Here is a 15,328-nt window from a genome sequence, read left to right as displayed (position 1 = left end):
TGGGTAAAACACTGAATGGACATTATCGCGAATTACGGCACCACTCTGGTGCTCGTGGCGGCCTTGTTCGGCTTTTTGATGGCCTGGGGCATTGGTGCGAATGACGTGGCCAACGCCATGGGCACGTCGGTCGGCACCAAATCCCTGACCATCCGTCAGGCGATCATCATCGCCATGATCTTTGAATTTGCCGGTGCCTATCTGGCCGGTGGTGAAGTCACCGCCACCATCCGCAACGGCATCATCGACAGCAACGCCTTTGCCGCCACCCCGGATCTGCTGGTGCTCGGCATGATCGCCTCCCTGCTGGCCGCCGGCGCCTGGTTGATCCTGGCCTCCTACTTCGGCTGGCCCGTCTCCACCACCCACTCCATCATCGGCGCCATCGTCGGCTTCGCCGTGGTGAGCGTGGGCCCGGAAGCGGTGCAGTGGAGCAAGTTCGGCGGCATCGTCGGCTCCTGGGTGGTCACTCCGGCCATCTCCGGCGTCATCGCCTACTTCATGTTCATCAGCGTGCAGAAGCTCATCTTCAACACCGATGATCCCCTCAACAACGCCAAGCGCTACGTCCCCTTCTACATGTTCCTGACCGCGCTGGTGATCTGCCTGGTCACCATCAAGAAGGGGCTGACCCACGTCGGTCTGCACCTGAGCGATGGCGAGGGTATCCTGCTCTCCGTCGCCATCTCCATCGCGGTGGCCTTTGCCGGCTGGATCTACATCCGTGGCCAGCAGTACAACCCGCAGGATGACAGCAAGATGCACTTCGCCAACGTGGAGAAGGTGTTCGGCATCCTGATGATCATCACCGCCTGTGCCATGGCCTTTGCCCACGGCTCCAACGACGTGGCCAACGCCATCGGTCCGCTCTCCGCGGTCGCCTCCATCGTGGCGGCCGGCGGCGAGATCGGCGGCAGCTCCCACATCGCCTGGTGGATCCTGCCGCTCGGCGGCATCGGCATCGTGATCGGTCTGGCCACCATGGGCGAGAAGGTGATGGCGACCGTCGGCACCGGCATCACCCACCTGACCCCGAGCCGTGGCTTCGCCGCCCAGCTGGCCACCGCCGCCACCGTGGTGATCGCCTCCGGTACCGGCCTGCCCATCTCCACCACCCAGACCCTGGTCGGTGCTGTCATGGGCGTGGGTCTGGCCCGCGGTATCGCGGCCCTGAACCTGGGCGTGCTGCGCAACATAGTGGTCTCCTGGGTCATCACCCTGCCTGCGGGTGCCATCCTGGCCATCGCCATCTTCTACGTACTGCAGATCTGCTTCTCCTGAGGCGCACCGCAGTGAAGAGCCCGGGTCATTGACCCGGGCTTTTTTGTCTCTCTTCCCTTATCCATCCCTGTCAATGCAGGCTGCTTGCATCACCCGCCCGGCAGGCGCAGACTGTTTGGCCTTGTTTCGACTCAAGGCTCTCATCATGACACCAGCCATCAACCTGCTGAAAAAGCTCAAGATCCCCCACAAACTCTACCCCTACGAGTGCGAAGCCCACGACGACTTCGGCAAGCATGCCGCGACCCAGCTCGGCCTGCCGGAAGCCCAGGTGTTCAAGACCCTGATCGCCCATCACGACAAGCAGGCGGTGGTGGCCATCGTCCCCTCGTCCGGCCTGTGCAGCCTCAAGCAGCTGGCCAAGGCCACCGGTCTCAAGAAGGTGGAGATGATGAAACCGGCGGAGGCCGAGAAGCTGACCGGCTACAAGGTGGGTGGCATCAGCCCGCTGGCCCAGAAGAAGCTGCTGCCCACCGTGCTCGACGACTCGGCCATGCAGTTTGACGAGATCCTGGTGAGCGGCGGCAAGCGCGGCCTCTCGGTCGGCGTGGCCCCCGCTGACATGCTGCGCCTGATGAAGTGGATTGCCGCCCCCATCGGCGAGCACCATGAATAACGCCTGAAACGACAGAGGCCCCGCGAGCGGGGCCTCGTTTGTCTTGTCACGGCAACTGGCCATCGCCACGACAAGCGGTGGTCAGTTCGGACAACCGCAACCGCTGCCTGCCGCGCTCATCGAAGTTGTCGGACGCCAGCCAGCGCGCAAAGCAATCCTGCAGCGCCGGCCACTCACGGTCGATCACCGAGAACCAGGCGGTATCGCGCGTCCGCCCCTTGTCCACCCTGCTCTGGCGAAAGGTCCCCTCGTAACTGAAACCGAGCCGCAGCGCCGCCTGCCAGGAGGGCTTGTTCAAGGCATTGCACTTCCATTCGTAACGACGGTAGCCGAGGGCAAAGGCATTGGCCATCATCAGCGCCATGGCCGCCGTCGCCAGCCTTGAGCGCTGCAGGGCGGGGGAAAAGTGCAGCCAGCCCACCTCTATGCTGCCCGCCAGAGGGTCGATGCGCAGGTAGCTGGCCAGCCCCAGCGGCTGTTCGCCATGCTCGTCGAAGATGGTGTAGAACTGGGGGTCTGTCTTGGCGGCGCACTCTCGCAGCCAGACCAACATATCCGCCTCCTCTGCGTAAGGGCCTGTGGTCAGATAGGTCCACATGGCCCCGTTGTCGGCACTGAAAGCCTGCCACAGGCCGGGGCCGTGACGCTCGGGATCCAGCGGTTCCAGCCGACAGCCCCAGCCGTTGAGCGTGCGGCGGGGCGGAAACTCAGCGCCCCGCCAGTCGGGCAGCGGCGCTCCGACCGGCTGGTCGAACTCGTTCAGATGGATATCAGCAGCCACAGGCAATCCCTCCCGTTTGTAGCACGCCAGGTTCGCTACCAGTAGCGACCGCAAAACCGTCCTGCCGCCACCAGTGCAGGCCACCGATCAGCTCCTTGACCTGAAAGCCGAGCGCCGCCAGTTTGCAGGCGCCACGGGTCGAGCCGTTGCAGCCGATGCCGTCGCAATAGCAGACATAGACCTTGTCCCGCGCCAGTGCGGCCGTGCTGGCCGGGTTCATGGTGGCGTGGGGGAAGCTGATGGCACCGGGGATGTGCCCCTCGGCGTAGTGACCGGCAGAGCGGGTGTCGATGACCACGATCCGCTCTTCCCCGGCCAGCAGATCGGCGGCCAGATCCGCCGGATCGGTGCGAAAGGCCAGCTGGGCCTCGAAGAAGAGGCGGGCTTGCTCGGCGCTGGCCAGTCCGCTGCTCAATACATGACTCATAGTGGCGCTCCTTGTACTCACACCCGGATCCGGGTGGTGATGACTGTGGTGACCGAGTTGGCGATGAAACACTCCTCGTGGGCCTGGTGGTGCAACTGCTCAAGCGCGGCCAGATCCGGCTGACGTTCACCGCTAAACTGCACCAGCGGCTGCAAGGTGACCCGGGTGATGGCCTGACGACCGCGTACATTGGCCTCCATGATGCCCACCGCCTCGTCCCGGTAGCTCTCCACCCGATAGCCCGCCCTGGCCGCCAGCCAGAGGAAGGTGAGCATGTGACAGCTGGAGATCGCCGCGACGAAGGCCTCTTCCGGATCGACGTGCTCGGCCACCGACCAGGGTAGCGGCACCACGTGGGGGGATGAGGACGCCGGCACCCTTATGCCGCCGTCGAACTCCCACCAGTGGGCCCGGCTGTAGCGTTGATCGACGAAGGGCTCGCTAGCCCCGCGCTGCCAGCTGATGGTGGCGCTGTATTCCGACATGCAGACTCCTTTCTCAATTGCCAATCGCTGTGGATCCCGAACCTTGAGCCTCAATGTAGCGACATAATGGCCTTGCCACGCCGACCAATTTTGCCAATATGAGCAGACCAATTAGCGCCCGGGAGCTCCCCATGCCTGCCCTGCCCACCCTGTTTGCCACCCAGCAAGCCAGCGATCTGCCGCTGCACGAACAGCTGGTGCGCACCCTGCGTTCGGCCATGCTGGCCGGCCACCTGCCCCAGCACAGCCGGCTGCCCGCCAGCCGCATGCTGGCCGCGGATCTGGGGGTCTCTCGCAGCACGGTGGAGCTGGCCTATGGCCGGCTGGAGGCGGAAGGCTATCTGGTACGCAAGGTGGGGGCCGGCAGCTTCGTGGCGCTGGCGGCGGTCTCCCCGGCTCCGCGCCCGCCCCAGTCGGCGGCCGGTCTGTCACGCCGTGGTCAGGAGATGGCCGACAGCGGCGCCTGCCACGACGTGCCCGAGGTGGGCCGCTCCTTTGCCTCCAGCCAGCCGGATCCCCGCCTCTTCCCCCAGGCCCTGTGGGGCCGGCTGATGCAGCAGCAGTGGCGCCGGCACGCCGGCGACTGGATGAACTACGGGGATCCGCAGGGGCTGGAGGCGCTGCGCGGCGCCATCAGCAGCTATCTGGTGCAGTCGCGCGGCGTGGTGTGCGAGCCGGACCAGATCCTGATCCTCACCAGCTCCCAGCAGGGGATCCTGCTGGCGACCCAGCTGCTGATCGATGCCGGCGATACCGTCTGGGTGGAGGACCCCGGCTACCCCGGGGCCCGCACCGCCATGGAGAGTGCCGGCGCCCGGGTGCACCCGGTGCCGGTGGATGAGGAGGGGCTCAACCCGCAGGGGGATCACCCGGCGCCGCGGCTCATCTACACCACGCCGGCCCACCAGTATCCTCTCGGCGTGCCCATGAGCCTGCCGCGGCGGATGGCGCTGCTGGCCGAGGCCGAGCGGCACGGCGCCTGGATCCTGGAAGACGACTACGACGGCGAGTACCAGTACGATCAGCGGCCGCTCCCCGCCCTGCAGGGGCTGGATGGCCAGGGGCGGGTGCTCTACGTGGGCACCTTCAGCAAGGTGTTGTTCGGCTCGCTGCGCCTCGCCTACCTGGTGCTGCCCAGGCCGCTGATGGAGTCCTTCTGCCGGGCCCGGGCCGCGGTCGACGGCCACAGCAACCAGCTGCTGCAGGCGGTCACCGCCGACTTCATCCGCGCCGGCCACTTCGCCACCCACCTACGCCAGAGCAGGTTGGTCTATCAGAGCCGCCGCGACCTGCTGCTGGCCGAGCTGGCCAGCCACTGCCCCGCCCTCATCCCCATCCACGCCGGGGCCGGCCTGCAGTGCGCCGTACGGCTCCCCCCGGGCGGCGAGGCGCGCTGGACAGAGGCCGCCAACGCCGAGGGGCTGGGGCTGCGCCCCCTCGGCCAGTTCTACCTGGGCCCGCCGACGCAGGAGGGGTGGCTGCTCGGCTTTGCCTCCCTCGACAACCAGACCCTACGCCGCCTCTGCCGCCAGCTGGGCAGCCAGCTGGCAAGCGACCGACACACCTGAACGGCTGGGGGCCGAACTATAATGGATGAAACAAAATCATAGAGCCTAGCCTGGATGTATAGACTCCTGTTCCTGCTTCTCTCCCTCTTCCTCTCCTCCACGTCGTTGGCGGCGACCCGCTTTACCTATATCAGCCCGGAGAGCGAGAAGGACCCGCGCATGACCTATGACAGGGAGCTGCTCCGCCTCGCCCTCGACAAGACCCGCGACACCTTTGGCGATTATGAGCTGCAACCAGCGCCGCCCATGACCAAGGCTCGGGTCCGGCTCAGTCTGGAGCTCAACAGCTTTACCAACCTGTTCGCCATGGACAGCTACAGCAGCGCGCGGGACGAGAAAGGGCTGGCCTATGTCCGCTTTCCTGTCCATCTCGGCATCGTCAGCTACCGCATCTGTTTCGTCAGTCCAGGCCAACAGGCGGCCATGGCACAGGTGCACGACCTCGAGGGGTTGCGTCGCTTCAGCTTCGGTCAGGGCAAGGGCTGGCTGGACGTGGAGATACTGCGCCATGCAGGCCTCAAGGTGGTGGAGGTCGACGGCTACGAGATGCTGTTCAAGATGGTGGCTCGCGGCCGCTTCGATCTCCTGTGCCGCGGGGCGAGCGAGCTGCGCAGCGAACTGCTCACCCACAAGGAGATCAAGGGGTTGAAGATGGACAGCTCCCTGCTGCTCTACTATCCGCTGCCCAGGGTCTTCTATACCAATGCCGCCAACGGCGAGGCCATGAGGCGGGTGGAGACGGGGCTGCAGCAAGCCTGGCAGGATGGTTCGCTGCAAGCCTTGTGGCGCCGCAGTTTCGGCCCTGCCATCGCCTTCGCCGGGCTCAAGCAGAGGCGCATGCTGAAGCTGGAAAACCCCTTCCTCAAGGGCATCAACTTCGATTACCAGCACTACTTCTACAACCCGGTGACGGATCGCTTCGGCAAACCCTGATGAGACTCAGCCCTGCTCGCGGCAGAGCGCCAGCCAGGCCTCGGCGGTGCGGGAGAGATAGCGCTCGCTCGGCCAGATCACCCCGAGTCGCCAGCTCAGCTCGGGTACCAGCGGCCTCAACACCAGGCCGTCCGGTGCCAGCCGGCGGCAGATGGGCTCGGGCAGGAAGGCGACCCCCATGCCGCTGCGCACCATGGCGGTGAGAAAGTCCCACTGGCTGCTGCGCGCCGCCACCTGGGGCTCGAAACCGGCCGCCCGGCACGCCTGTTCCAGCCGCTCGCTCAGGGTGAAGGCCTGGGTGTAGAGCAGGAAGGGCTCGTCCCGCAGCGCCTCCAGCCGGATCTCGCCGCAATCCCGCCAGCGCGGCAGATCGGGCAGCACCACCTGAATGGGATACTGATCCAGCTCCAGGACGCTCAAAGCCCCCTCCTCCCTGGTCGGCAGCATGGTGATGGCGAGATCCAGCTCCCCTTCCAACACCGCCTGCTCGATGCGCCGACCACCGTACTCGACGATGGAGAGCTCGACCTTGGAGTAGCGGCTGCGATAGGCGCGGATCAGATCCGCATAGACGTGACCCACCATGGGCGGAATGCCGAGGGCCAGCCGGCCAAACTGCAGGCTCTGCAGATCGGTGAGTTCCGCCTCCAGCTGCTGCATTTCGGCCAGAATGGTCTGGGCCCGGTTGAACAGCACCCGGCCGCTGTCGGTTAGGGTGAAGCGGCGTCCCGCGCGGCTCAGCAGGGGCTGGCCCAGCTCCTCCTCCATGTTGCGGATCATCTTGCTGATGGTGGGCTGGGTGACGAACAGCTTCTCGGAGGCGCGGGTGAAGCTCTGTTCCCGCACCAGTTCGACAAAGTAACGCAGGGCGCGGATGTCCATGGCGATCTCCTGACAGACGGCAAAACCAAATCATGCCTCTTTGGCATGATTCTGATAATTTTAATTCATTTTTTGCAGGTTTAACCCATCTCTATACTGTGAGCAAGTTCACAGAAAGACCCATATCATGAAAGCCCTCTCCCTTCGCTGGTTCCAGACTCCCTTCCAAATCGCCCTGCTGGCCGCCATCTGGCTGCTGGCCGATACCGCGGTGCGCACCCTCCACCTGCCGCTGCCTGCCAACCTCACCGGCATGCTGTTGCTGCTGGCCTGCATCCTGCTCGGGGTGGTCAAGGCCCAGTGGTTTGAAGCTGGCGCCCGCTGGCTGCTGGCGGAGATGCTGCTGTTCTTCGTCCCCGCCGTGGTGGCGGTGGTCAACTATCAGGAGCTGCTGTTGCAGGAGGGGTGGCGCATCATGGTGGTGCTGCTGGTGAGCACAACCCTGGTGCTCGGCACCACGGCACTGGTGGTGGACAGGGTCTACCGCCTCGAATTGAAACTGGCCCGCCGGAGTCGTCGTCATGTCTGATACCCTGCTCGGCCTGCTCTGCTTCGCCCTGACCCTGCTCTTCTACTACGCCAGCAAATGGCTCTACGGCAAGAAGCGCATCCTGCCGCTGATGCCGCTGCTGCTGGCGCCGACCCTGCTGGTGGCGGTCGTCATGCTGTTTCACATCCCCTATCAGGACTACATGGCCGAATCCCACTGGCTGCTCTGGCTGCTGGGGCCGGCCACCGTGGCCTTCGCGGTGCCGGTCTACGAGAACCGCCGGCTCATTCGCCGCCACTGGCTGTCACTGTCGGTGGGGGTGGTCGCCTCCGTCATGATGGCGGTGGGCAGTACCGTGCTGCTGGCCCGCTGGCTCGATCTCTCCGACATGCTGCAGCGCAGTCTGGCGATGCGCTCCATCACCACCCCCTTCGCGGTGGAGGCGACCCGCGCCATCGGCGGTCAGAGCGATCTCACCGCCCTGTTCGTGGTGCTGACCGGGGTCATTGGTATGGCGGTGGGGGAGAGCGTGCTCACCCTGCTGGCCATTCGCAGCCGGCTCGGCAAGGGGGCGGGCTTTGGTGCCTCGGCCCACGGCGCCGGTACCGCCAAGGCCTATCAGATGGGCAACGAGGAGGGGGTGGTCTCCAGCATGGTGATGATGATAGCCGGCATGGTGACAGTGCTGCTGGCGCCTCTGCTGGGTCAGCTGTTCTGGTAGCGATCGCGCGGCAGGTCAAGGCCACAGGTTCCGGCGCCGGAGAGCCCGTCCCGACGCCATCAACCGCTACACTCAACTCAATGTGACAGTTGTGAGCGGTATGATGAACCACAGAACGATGATCCTGGGGCTGCTGGCCGGTAGTCTGCTCTTCTCTCCCCTGCTGCCGGCCGCGGACATAGTGACCTATGTCAGCCCGGAGAGTGACCGGGATTTGCGTTCCCTCTACGGTCAGCAGCTGCTGCAGCTGGCCCTGGAGAAGACCCGCGACAGCTTCGGCGACTACGAACTGCGCCCGGCCCCGTCCATGAGCCGGACCCGGCTGCGTCAGGTGCTGCAATACAACCTCTACCCCAACCTGCTGGCCATCGACAGCTTCCCGCGCCCGGAGGGGAGCCACGACCTCGACTATGTCCGCTTCCCGGTGGATCTCGGCATTCTCGGCTATCGCATCTGCTTCGTCAGCCCCAAGCAGCAGCAGGCCGTGGCCCGAGTGCGCACCCTCAGCGATCTGCAGCAGTTCACCCATGGCCAGGGCCGCGGCTGGCAGGATGCCGACATACTGCGCGCCGCCGGCTTCAAGGTACAGGAGGTTGAGGGCTACGAGCGGCTGTTCAAGCTGGTGGTGCGCGGCCGAGTTGACCTCTTCTGCCGGGGTGCCAACGAGCTGCTGAGCGAGCTGGATACCCACAAGGATCTGGGGCCGCTGACGGTCGACCAGCACCTGGCGCTCTACTACCCCTTCGTCCACCTCTTCTACAGCCACAAGGAGAACCAGCGGGCCCTGCACCGGATCCGGGCCGGCCTGCAGCTGGCCTGGCAGGATGGTTCACTGCAGGCGCTCTGGCTCAAGACCTACCAGCCGGCGCTGGCATTTGCCAGGCTCGACCAGCGGCAACTGTTCAGACTGGACAACCCCCTGCTGCAGGGACTCGACTTCGATTACCACCCCTATCTTTACGATCCCCTCACCCAGCGCTTCGGACCGGGCGAGCCCGCCACCGGCAAACCCTGACCCTGGCTCTGCCCGCTCACGGCCGGGAGAGTCACTACACTCAGAAGAGTCTCTGCTTTTCACAGGAGCGCATGATGCACTGGACCCCGCTGCTCGCCCTGCTGACGGCCATGCCCGTGCTGGCCGGCCCGACCCTGTTCACCTACATGAGTCCGGAGAGCGAGCACGACCCCAGAAGCACCTATGATCGCGAAGTCCTGCGCCTGGCGCTGGAGAAGACCCGCGCCAGCCATGGCGACTACCGGATGCAGGCCGCCCCCCCCATGACCCTGGCCCGGATGTGGGTCAGCCTGCGCTTCAACCACTACCCCAACCTGTTCGCCATGGACAGCTACCGCGCCGACCGGGACATGAGCGGCATCGACTACGTGCGCTTCCCCATCCATATCGGCATTGTCAGCTACCGCATCTGCTTCGTCAGCCCTACCCGCAAGGATGAGGTTGCCAAGGCCACCAGCCTGGATGAGCTGAAGCGCTTCGACATCGGCCAGGGCAAGGGCTGGCTCGACGTAGAGATCCTGCGCCGGGCCGGCTTCAAGGTGCTGGAGGTGGAGGGCTACGAGCAGCTTTTCAAGATGGTGGCTCGCGGCCGTTTCGATCTTTTCTGTCGCGGGATCAACGAGTTGCCTCAGGAAAAGCTGAACCACAAAGAAGTGGAAGGGCTGATGATGGATGAGAGCCTGGCCCTCTACTACCCCCTGCCCCGGGTCTTCTTCACCCACAACGGCAACCGGCAAGCCATCGACCGGGTGCAGCAGGGGCTCAAGGCCGCCTGGCGCGACGGCTCCCTGCAGGCGCTCTGGCTGAAAGCATTCAAGCCCTCCCTCAGCTTCGCCCACCTCAATACCCGCCGGCTGTTCCGGCTGGAAAACCCCTACATCAAGGGGATCGACTTCAACTACCAGGCCTACTTCTACGACCCGGTGCATGAGCGCTTCGGCCCCGGTGACTAGGCGGCCCCCCGCCATGCCGGCGCGACCATGAAAAAGCCCGGGTCACTGACCCGGGCTTTTTGTCCATGCCTCGTCTCCATACCTCGTCAATCCTCGAGGAAGGTCCACTCGTCGCGCACCCGGCTGATGGCGTCGAGCCGGCGCTTGGCCAGCTGCTCGCGAATAGCCTCCCCCTTGAAGCCGGCCGCCACTATCTCCTTCACCGGCACCGCCTGGGCGGCCGCCAGCGCCTGCGCCACATAGTCGGGTTCAGCATAGACCCGCTCCTCGAAGCCGGTACGGCCGTGGAAGTCGGCCCGGCAGGCGTCCAGCAGCTGGGCGAAGCGCTCGGGCCTGCGCCAGGCGTCGGCCTTGTCGAACACCTTGAGCAGGGTCGCCGGCTTGAGCTCGAAGGCGATATGGATATGGGTGTGCAGGTCGCTCACCAGCAGCGCCAGATCGCGGCACTCGTTCGGTACCCGGAACCGCTCGCAGAAATCGCGGATGAGCGGCAAGCCCTTCTGGCCGTGGCCGTGGTGACTCGGCCAGAACTCCGGCGGGGTCAGCCCCTTGCCAAAGTCGTGGCACAGCGCCGCGAAGCGCACCGCCAGCTCGGGGGAGAGGCGGCAGGCCTGCGCCAGCACCATCATGGTGTGGATGCCGGTATCGATCTCCGGGTGCCACTTGGGGGGAGCTGGCACCCCGAACAGGGCGTCCAGCTCGGGGAACAGGGCGGCCAGAGCGCCGCACTCGCGCAGCACCTCGAAGAACACCTGCGGGGTCGGCCCCAACAGCACCTTCTCCAGCTCCTTCCAGACCCGCTCAGGGGTCAGGTGGGCCAGCTCGCCGGCCTCGGTCATCTCGCGCATCAGCGCCAGCGTCTCGGGAGCCACCACGAAACCCTGGGCGTGGAAGCGGGCGGCGAAGCGGGCCACCCGCAGGATGCGCAACGGATCTTCGGCAAAGGCGGGGGAGACATGGCGCAACACCCGTTGCTTCAGATCCTCGATGCCGCCATAGGGATCGTGCAGTTGCCCCGCCTCATCTTCGGCGATGGCGTTGACGGTGAGATCCCGGCGCAGCAGATCCTGCTCCAGCGTCACCTCCGGCGAGGCGTGGCAGACGAAGCCGGTGTAACCCTGCCCCTGTTTGCGCTCGGTGCGGGCCAGCGCGTACTCCTGCTGGGTCTTGGGGTGCAGAAACACGGGAAAGTCGCGGCCCACCTGGGTAAAACCCAGTGCCAGCATCTGTTCCACGGTCGCCCCGACCACCAGGTGATCCCTGTCCCCCTGCGGCAATCCCAGCAGGCGATCCCGCACCGCGCCCCCAACCAGATAAGTCTGCAAGCTCTGTCTCCCTTGATAAACCTGTCCCGATTATACCGGTTTGACCGATGGAGACTATTCCCGGCCCGACATCGATGCCATGTGAACCCGGTTGGCGGGGCCGCCCTCGATACTTCTGGCCCTTTTTCCCACCGCCAGCCGCCATGGCCGCAGCCCTGATTTCCCCACCGGGAGATCAGGGTGCGCGCTGGCCCCCCTTATGGCATCCGGGTCTTTGACATCCCTTGGGGGAGGCTTTAACCTGCCGCCCATAACAACGGAATGGATCCTTATGTACACACAGTTCTTCGGTCTGTCGGAGCACCCGTTCTCCATCTCGCCCAATCCCAAATACCTCTACATGAGTGAACGGCACGGGGAAGCCCTCGCCCACCTCAACTACGGGTTGCAGGATGGGGGCGGCTTCGTGCTGCTGACCGGGGAAGTGGGCACCGGCAAAACCACCGTCTCCCGCTGCCTGTTGCAGCAGTTGCCGGCCGAGACCGAGATCGCCTACATCCTCAATCCATCCCTGACCGAACGGGACCTGCTGGCGGCCATCTGCGACGAGTTCCAGCTGGGCTATGGCCAGGATGCCGGCCTCAAGCAGCTGTTCGACCTTATCCGCGATCACCTGCTGGCCAATCTGGCGGCAGGCAAGCGCAGCGTGGTGCTGGTGGACGAAGCCCAGCACCTGCTGCCCGGCGTGCTGGAACAGCTGCGCCTGCTCACCAACCTGGAGACCGACGAGAAGAAGCTGCTGCAGGTGGTGCTCATCGGCCAGCCCGAGCTGCAGCAGATGCTGCGCCAGCCCCTGCTGCGCCAGCTGGCCCAGCGCATCACAGCCCGCTACCACCTGCTGCCGCTCTCCTGCCAGGACGTGGATGCCTATGTCCGCTTTCGTCTGCAGGTGGCCGGCTGCGTGCAGCCCATCTTTACCCCCAAGGCGATCCAGACCCTGCACCGCCTCTCCGGCGGCATTCCGCGCCTCATCAACCTCATCTGCGACCGCGCCCTGATCGCCGCCTTCGCCCGCGGCAGCCACAAGATAGTGCACGGCGACATCAGCCTGGCGGCCTTCGAGGTGAGCGGCATCCGTGACGAGGGCACCTGGCAGTCCGGCCTGATGGTGGCGCTGGTTGGCGCCTTGCTGGTGGCCACCGGCTGGTGGGGCTGGCAGTTCTTCGGGGTCTTCCCGACCCGCCCGGTGGTCACGGTGGAGGTGCCGGTCAAGGTGGACGACACCCCGGAGCAGCAGGAGCAGCTGACCCGCGCCATCAACCAGGCGCTGGAGCCGGACAGCGCCATGCAGAATCTCTACAAGGTGTGGGGCTACCAGACCGAACTGGAAGAGGCGACCTGCGACAACGCACCGCGCGCCGGCCTGCGTTGCCAGGAGGGGGAAGCCTCCCTGGCCGATCTGCAGGCCCTGCAGTATCCCGCCCTCGTCAGCCTGACCGACGAGACCGGCGGCACCTATTACGCCACCTTGGTCAACCTCGGCCCCGACAAGGCCAACCTGCTCATCGGCAACCAGAGCTGGCAGGTGGACCGGCAGTGGCTGAACGATTACTGGGGTGGCAGCTACACCCTGCTGTGGCGCATGCCCAAGGGCGGCGTCACCCTGATCGGCAACAACGCAGGCCCCAGCCAGGTGCAGTGGCTCGACAACGCCCTCAGCCGGGCCCTGCAGCAGCCGGATCGCAAGGTCCGTCGCTTCGATGCCGAGCTCAAGACCAAGCTGCAGCAGTTCCAGCGCGAGCAGGGGCTGACGCCGGACGGCATCGCCGGCAGCAACACCCTGCTGCGCCTCAACGTGATGGCCGGCGAACCCATGCCGAAGCTGGAGGATGACGCCCAGCGGGCCAGCAAGCCGGCCAAGCTGGATCCGGCAGAGGACGATGCCATCAACACACTGTCGGAGGAGGCTTCCTGATGTCCACCCTGCTCAAGGCGCTGCGGCGGGCCGATCAGCCCCAGTTCACCCCGCACATTCCGGCGATGGGGCTGCCGTTCAGCCAGGATGAGGAACAACCCAGGCGCTGGATCTGGTGGCTGCTGGCCCCGCTGGCGCTGGTGATGGGGGCCGCCGCCAACTATGGCTGGCACCTGCTCAACAACCGCCCCATCGAGAAGACGGTGGAGGTGAAGGAGGTGGTGACCCCGCCCTTCGTGCGGGTCGAGCCCAAACCGATGATCACCCGGCCGCTGCCACCGCCGCCGCCCGAACCCGTGGTCACCCCCAAGGTCGATGCACAGCCCGCACCAGCGCCCGCCGACAGCAGCCAGGGGCTGGCCGAGCGCATCCTCAATGCCCTCAACAACACTCCGCTGCGGGAGCAGGGCGCGCCGCCGCAGGTGCCGGCCGAGCTGCAGGCCACGCCGCTCAGCGCTCTGCCGCAGGCGCTCCGCCAGCAGGTACCGCCGCTGGCCTACGGCGCCCACGTCTTCTCCTCCAACCCGGCCAACCGGGCCGTGAGGTTGAACGGGCGCACCTACCGGGAAGGGAGCGAAGTCGCCCCCGGAGTCACCCTGCTCGCCATCGCCCAGGATTACATCATCCTGCAGGTAGGTGGGCAGAATGCCAGCCTCAAGGCGCTGCAGGACTGGCGCGGCTAAACCGCGCATACCACCGCCATTTCAAGAGGGAGCCTGAGAGCTCCCCTTTTTAATCAATGACATGAGAACAAAGGGAGCAGTCCGAGCAACACCACCTTCGCCAACCGGACGTTGCACTGGTATCAGCGCCAAGACCGCTACACGTTAGTCAATTTAGTTTTAAATCAATAACATGAGCATAATGTGAACAACTCAGATAACGTGACCTTCGCCACCAGGATCCTGGACTGGTATCAGCTCCACGGTCGCAAGACCCTGCCCTGGCAACAGGAGAAGACCCCCTACCGGGTCTGGGTCTCGGAAATCATGCTGCAGCAGACCCAGGTCGCTACGGTCATTCCCTACTATCAGCGCTTCATGGCCCGCTTTCCCGACGTGCTGGCACTGGCCGATGCCCCCATCGACGAGGTGCTGCACCACTGGACCGGGCTCGGCTATTACGCCCGCGCCCGCAACCTGCACAAGGCGGCCCAGCAGATCCGCGACCTCCATGGCGGCCTCTTCCCGGAGCGGCTGGAGGAGGTGATGGCGCTGCCGGGGATCGGCCGCTCCACCGCGGGTGCCGTGCTCTCCCTCTCCCTTGGCCAGCCCCACGCCATCCTGGATGGCAACGTGAAGCGGGTACTCACCCGCTGGCTGGCCCTGCCCGGCTGGCCCGGCCAGAAGCAGGTAGAAAACGATCTGTGGGAGCTGGCCATCCGCCTCACCCCCAAGCTCGGGGTGGCCCACTACAACCAGGCCATGATGGACATGGGGGCCACCGTCTGCACCCGCAGCAAGCCCGCTTGCGAGCGCTGCCCGGTGCGGGAGGATTGCCAGGGGCTGTCGCAGGGCAACCCCACCGCCTACCCCAACAGCAAGCCCAAGAAGAGCATCCCGGCCCGTACCGGCATCATGCTGCTCATCCGCCACGGCGATCAGCTGCTGCTGGAGAAGCGGCCGCCGCAGGGGATCTGGGGCGGGCTCTACTGCTTCCCCCAGGTGGAGTCGGACACCGAGGTGGCTGGGCTGTTGCAGCGGCTCGGCCTGACCGGCAGCGAACCCCGCGAACTGGCCGGTTTTCGCCATACTTTCAGCCACTTTCACCTAGACATCCGGCCCATGCTGATCGAAACCGACGCGCCGCCAGCCCCCCTGCTCATGGAAGCGGATAACCGACTCTGGTATAACTTACGCCATCCTGCAGAGGTGGGTCTGGCGGCCGCCACGGCCCGTCTGCTCGCCTATCCGGACTTACAACCATAGAGGTCAAC

16 protein-coding genes are annotated in these 15,328 nt (G+C 65.5%); 11 read left to right on the top strand and 5 right to left on the bottom strand.

Features of this window, described 5'->3' with window-relative positions; translation table 11 throughout:
* The first annotated feature begins 15 nt into the window (after positions 1-15).
* Positions 16-1,281 (top strand): inorganic phosphate transporter, encoded by a 1,266-nt coding sequence (locus tag AB5Y94_RS17820; RefSeq protein ID WP_005305360.1) that lies wholly within the window; start codon positions 16-18, stop codon positions 1,279-1,281.
* Positions 1,282-1,426: 145 nt separating this feature from the next.
* Positions 1,427-1,897, top strand: coding sequence for a Cys-tRNA(Pro) deacylase (ybaK, locus tag AB5Y94_RS17815; protein WP_005305363.1), 471 nt, complete (start codon positions 1,427-1,429; stop codon positions 1,895-1,897).
* A gap of 46 nt (positions 1,898-1,943) precedes the next feature.
* Here ybaK and AB5Y94_RS17810 read toward each other — a convergent pair whose 3' ends face one another.
* Genes AB5Y94_RS17810 through AB5Y94_RS17800 form a run of 3 tightly spaced genes read right to left on the bottom strand, consistent with a single transcriptional unit; the run spans position 1,944 to position 3,590 of the window.
* Positions 1,944-2,678 (bottom strand): GNAT family N-acetyltransferase, encoded by a 735-nt coding sequence (locus AB5Y94_RS17810; RefSeq protein ID WP_368206251.1) that lies wholly within the window; start codon positions 2,676-2,678, stop codon positions 1,944-1,946.
* Positions 2,668-3,105: a rhodanese-like domain-containing protein gene (locus AB5Y94_RS17805; RefSeq protein ID WP_017765374.1), complete on the bottom strand. Its 438-nt coding sequence runs from the start codon at positions 3,103-3,105 to the stop codon at positions 2,668-2,670. Before AB5Y94_RS17805 ends, AB5Y94_RS17810 begins: the two co-directional genes overlap by 11 nt.
* A 17-nt stretch (positions 3,106-3,122) precedes the next feature.
* On the bottom strand, positions 3,123-3,590 hold the full coding sequence (locus AB5Y94_RS17800; protein ID WP_368206250.1) for an OsmC family protein: 468 nt from the start codon (positions 3,588-3,590) through the stop codon (positions 3,123-3,125).
* 131 nt (positions 3,591-3,721) lie between these two features.
* On the opposite strand from AB5Y94_RS17800, the gene AB5Y94_RS17795 reads away from it, so the two are divergent.
* Together AB5Y94_RS17795 and AB5Y94_RS17790 are read left to right on the top strand one after the other, a co-directional pair.
* Positions 3,722-5,158: a PLP-dependent aminotransferase family protein gene (locus AB5Y94_RS17795; protein WP_368206249.1), complete on the top strand. Its 1,437-nt coding sequence runs from the start codon at positions 3,722-3,724 to the stop codon at positions 5,156-5,158.
* A gap of 54 nt (positions 5,159-5,212) precedes the next feature.
* Positions 5,213-6,091 (top strand): hypothetical protein, encoded by an 879-nt coding sequence (locus AB5Y94_RS17790; protein ID WP_019839009.1) that lies wholly within the window; start codon positions 5,213-5,215, stop codon positions 6,089-6,091.
* Between the two features lie 6 nt (positions 6,092-6,097).
* Here AB5Y94_RS17790 and AB5Y94_RS17785 read toward each other — a convergent pair whose 3' ends face one another.
* Entirely contained in the window at positions 6,098-6,973 is an 876-nt protein-coding gene (locus AB5Y94_RS17785; protein WP_368206248.1) for a LysR substrate-binding domain-containing protein, read from the bottom strand.
* A gap of 127 nt (positions 6,974-7,100) precedes the next feature.
* Here AB5Y94_RS17785 and AB5Y94_RS17780 point away from each other — a divergent pair, with 127 nt between their 5' ends.
* From AB5Y94_RS17780 to AB5Y94_RS17765, 4 genes are all read left to right on the top strand, one after another.
* Positions 7,101-7,502 (top strand): CidA/LrgA family protein, encoded by a 402-nt coding sequence (locus AB5Y94_RS17780; RefSeq protein WP_019839011.1) that lies wholly within the window; start codon positions 7,101-7,103, stop codon positions 7,500-7,502.
* On the top strand, positions 7,495-8,184 hold the full coding sequence (locus AB5Y94_RS17775) for an LrgB family protein (RefSeq protein ID WP_042050192.1): 690 nt from the start codon (positions 7,495-7,497) through the stop codon (positions 8,182-8,184). Before AB5Y94_RS17780 ends, AB5Y94_RS17775 begins: the two co-directional genes overlap by 8 nt.
* Positions 8,185-8,302: 118 nt before the next feature.
* Positions 8,303-9,199, top strand: a complete 897-nt coding sequence (locus tag AB5Y94_RS17770; RefSeq protein WP_368206266.1) for a hypothetical protein — start codon at positions 8,303-8,305, stop codon at positions 9,197-9,199.
* 74 nt (positions 9,200-9,273) lie between these two features.
* Positions 9,274-10,152 (top strand): ABC transporter substrate-binding protein, encoded by an 879-nt coding sequence (locus AB5Y94_RS17765; protein WP_017778380.1) that lies wholly within the window; start codon positions 9,274-9,276, stop codon positions 10,150-10,152.
* Between the two features lie 86 nt (positions 10,153-10,238).
* On the opposite strand, the gene AB5Y94_RS17760 is transcribed toward AB5Y94_RS17765, so the two are convergent.
* Positions 10,239-11,477, bottom strand: a complete 1,239-nt coding sequence (locus AB5Y94_RS17760; RefSeq protein ID WP_368206247.1) for a multifunctional CCA addition/repair protein — start codon at positions 11,475-11,477, stop codon at positions 10,239-10,241.
* Positions 11,478-11,748: 271 nt separating this feature from the next.
* Between AB5Y94_RS17760 and exeA the strand changes: the two genes are divergently transcribed.
* The 3 genes from exeA to mutY all read left to right on the top strand — a co-directional run bounded on the left by exeA (position 11,749) and on the right by mutY (position 15,320).
* Complete coding sequence (exeA, locus tag AB5Y94_RS17755; protein ID WP_368206246.1) at positions 11,749-13,392, top strand: type II secretion system protein ExeA; 1,644 nt, start codon at positions 11,749-11,751, stop codon at positions 13,390-13,392.
* Positions 13,392-14,075, top strand: coding sequence for a GspB family T2SS assembly factor variant ExeB (gene exeB / locus AB5Y94_RS17750; RefSeq protein WP_279462402.1), 684 nt, complete (start codon positions 13,392-13,394; stop codon positions 14,073-14,075). The genes exeA and exeB overlap by 1 nt, the downstream gene beginning before the upstream one ends.
* A gap of 183 nt (positions 14,076-14,258) precedes the next feature.
* The gene (gene mutY / locus AB5Y94_RS17745) at positions 14,259-15,320 is read left to right on the top strand and encodes an A/G-specific adenine glycosylase (RefSeq protein ID WP_043171339.1); all 1,062 of its coding nucleotides are present in this window, start codon (positions 14,259-14,261) and stop codon (positions 15,318-15,320) included.
* Positions 15,321-15,328 lie beyond the last annotated feature (8 nt).

The sequence above is a fragment of the Aeromonas sp. s5 genome (genome assembly GCF_040907865.1).
GTDB lineage: Bacteria > Pseudomonadota > Gammaproteobacteria > Enterobacterales > Aeromonadaceae > Aeromonas > Aeromonas dhakensis.
This window is presented reverse-complemented; position numbering and strand designations above follow the sequence as displayed.

What these genes read in the sequence shown, in the direction of transcription:
- AB5Y94_RS17775 (WP_042050192.1), top strand. Translation starts at nt 7,495, where the DNA reads ATGTCTGATACCCTGCTCGGCCTGCTCTGCTTCGCCCTGACCCTGCTC.
- AB5Y94_RS17800 (WP_368206250.1), bottom strand. Translation starts at nt 3,590, where the DNA reads ATGTCGGAATACAGCGCCACCATCAGCTGGCAGCGCGGGGCTAGCGAG.
- AB5Y94_RS17790 (WP_019839009.1), top strand. Translation starts at nt 5,213, where the DNA reads ATGTATAGACTCCTGTTCCTGCTTCTCTCCCTCTTCCTCTCCTCCACG.
- AB5Y94_RS17785 (WP_368206248.1), bottom strand. Translation starts at nt 6,973, where the DNA reads ATGGACATCCGCGCCCTGCGTTACTTTGTCGAACTGGTGCGGGAACAG.
- AB5Y94_RS17770 (WP_368206266.1), top strand. Translation starts at nt 8,303, where the DNA reads ATGATCCTGGGGCTGCTGGCCGGTAGTCTGCTCTTCTCTCCCCTGCTG.
- exeB (WP_279462402.1), top strand. Translation starts at nt 13,392, where the DNA reads ATGTCCACCCTGCTCAAGGCGCTGCGGCGGGCCGATCAGCCCCAGTTC.
- AB5Y94_RS17795 (WP_368206249.1), top strand. Translation starts at nt 3,722, where the DNA reads ATGCCTGCCCTGCCCACCCTGTTTGCCACCCAGCAAGCCAGCGATCTG.
- AB5Y94_RS17805 (WP_017765374.1), bottom strand. Translation starts at nt 3,105, where the DNA reads ATGAGTCATGTATTGAGCAGCGGACTGGCCAGCGCCGAGCAAGCCCGC.
- ybaK (WP_005305363.1), top strand. Translation starts at nt 1,427, where the DNA reads ATGACACCAGCCATCAACCTGCTGAAAAAGCTCAAGATCCCCCACAAA.
- AB5Y94_RS17820 (WP_005305360.1), top strand. Translation starts at nt 16, where the DNA reads ATGGACATTATCGCGAATTACGGCACCACTCTGGTGCTCGTGGCGGCC.
- AB5Y94_RS17765 (WP_017778380.1), top strand. Translation starts at nt 9,274, where the DNA reads ATGCACTGGACCCCGCTGCTCGCCCTGCTGACGGCCATGCCCGTGCTG.
- exeA (WP_368206246.1), top strand. Translation starts at nt 11,749, where the DNA reads ATGTACACACAGTTCTTCGGTCTGTCGGAGCACCCGTTCTCCATCTCG.
- AB5Y94_RS17780 (WP_019839011.1), top strand. Translation starts at nt 7,101, where the DNA reads ATGAAAGCCCTCTCCCTTCGCTGGTTCCAGACTCCCTTCCAAATCGCC.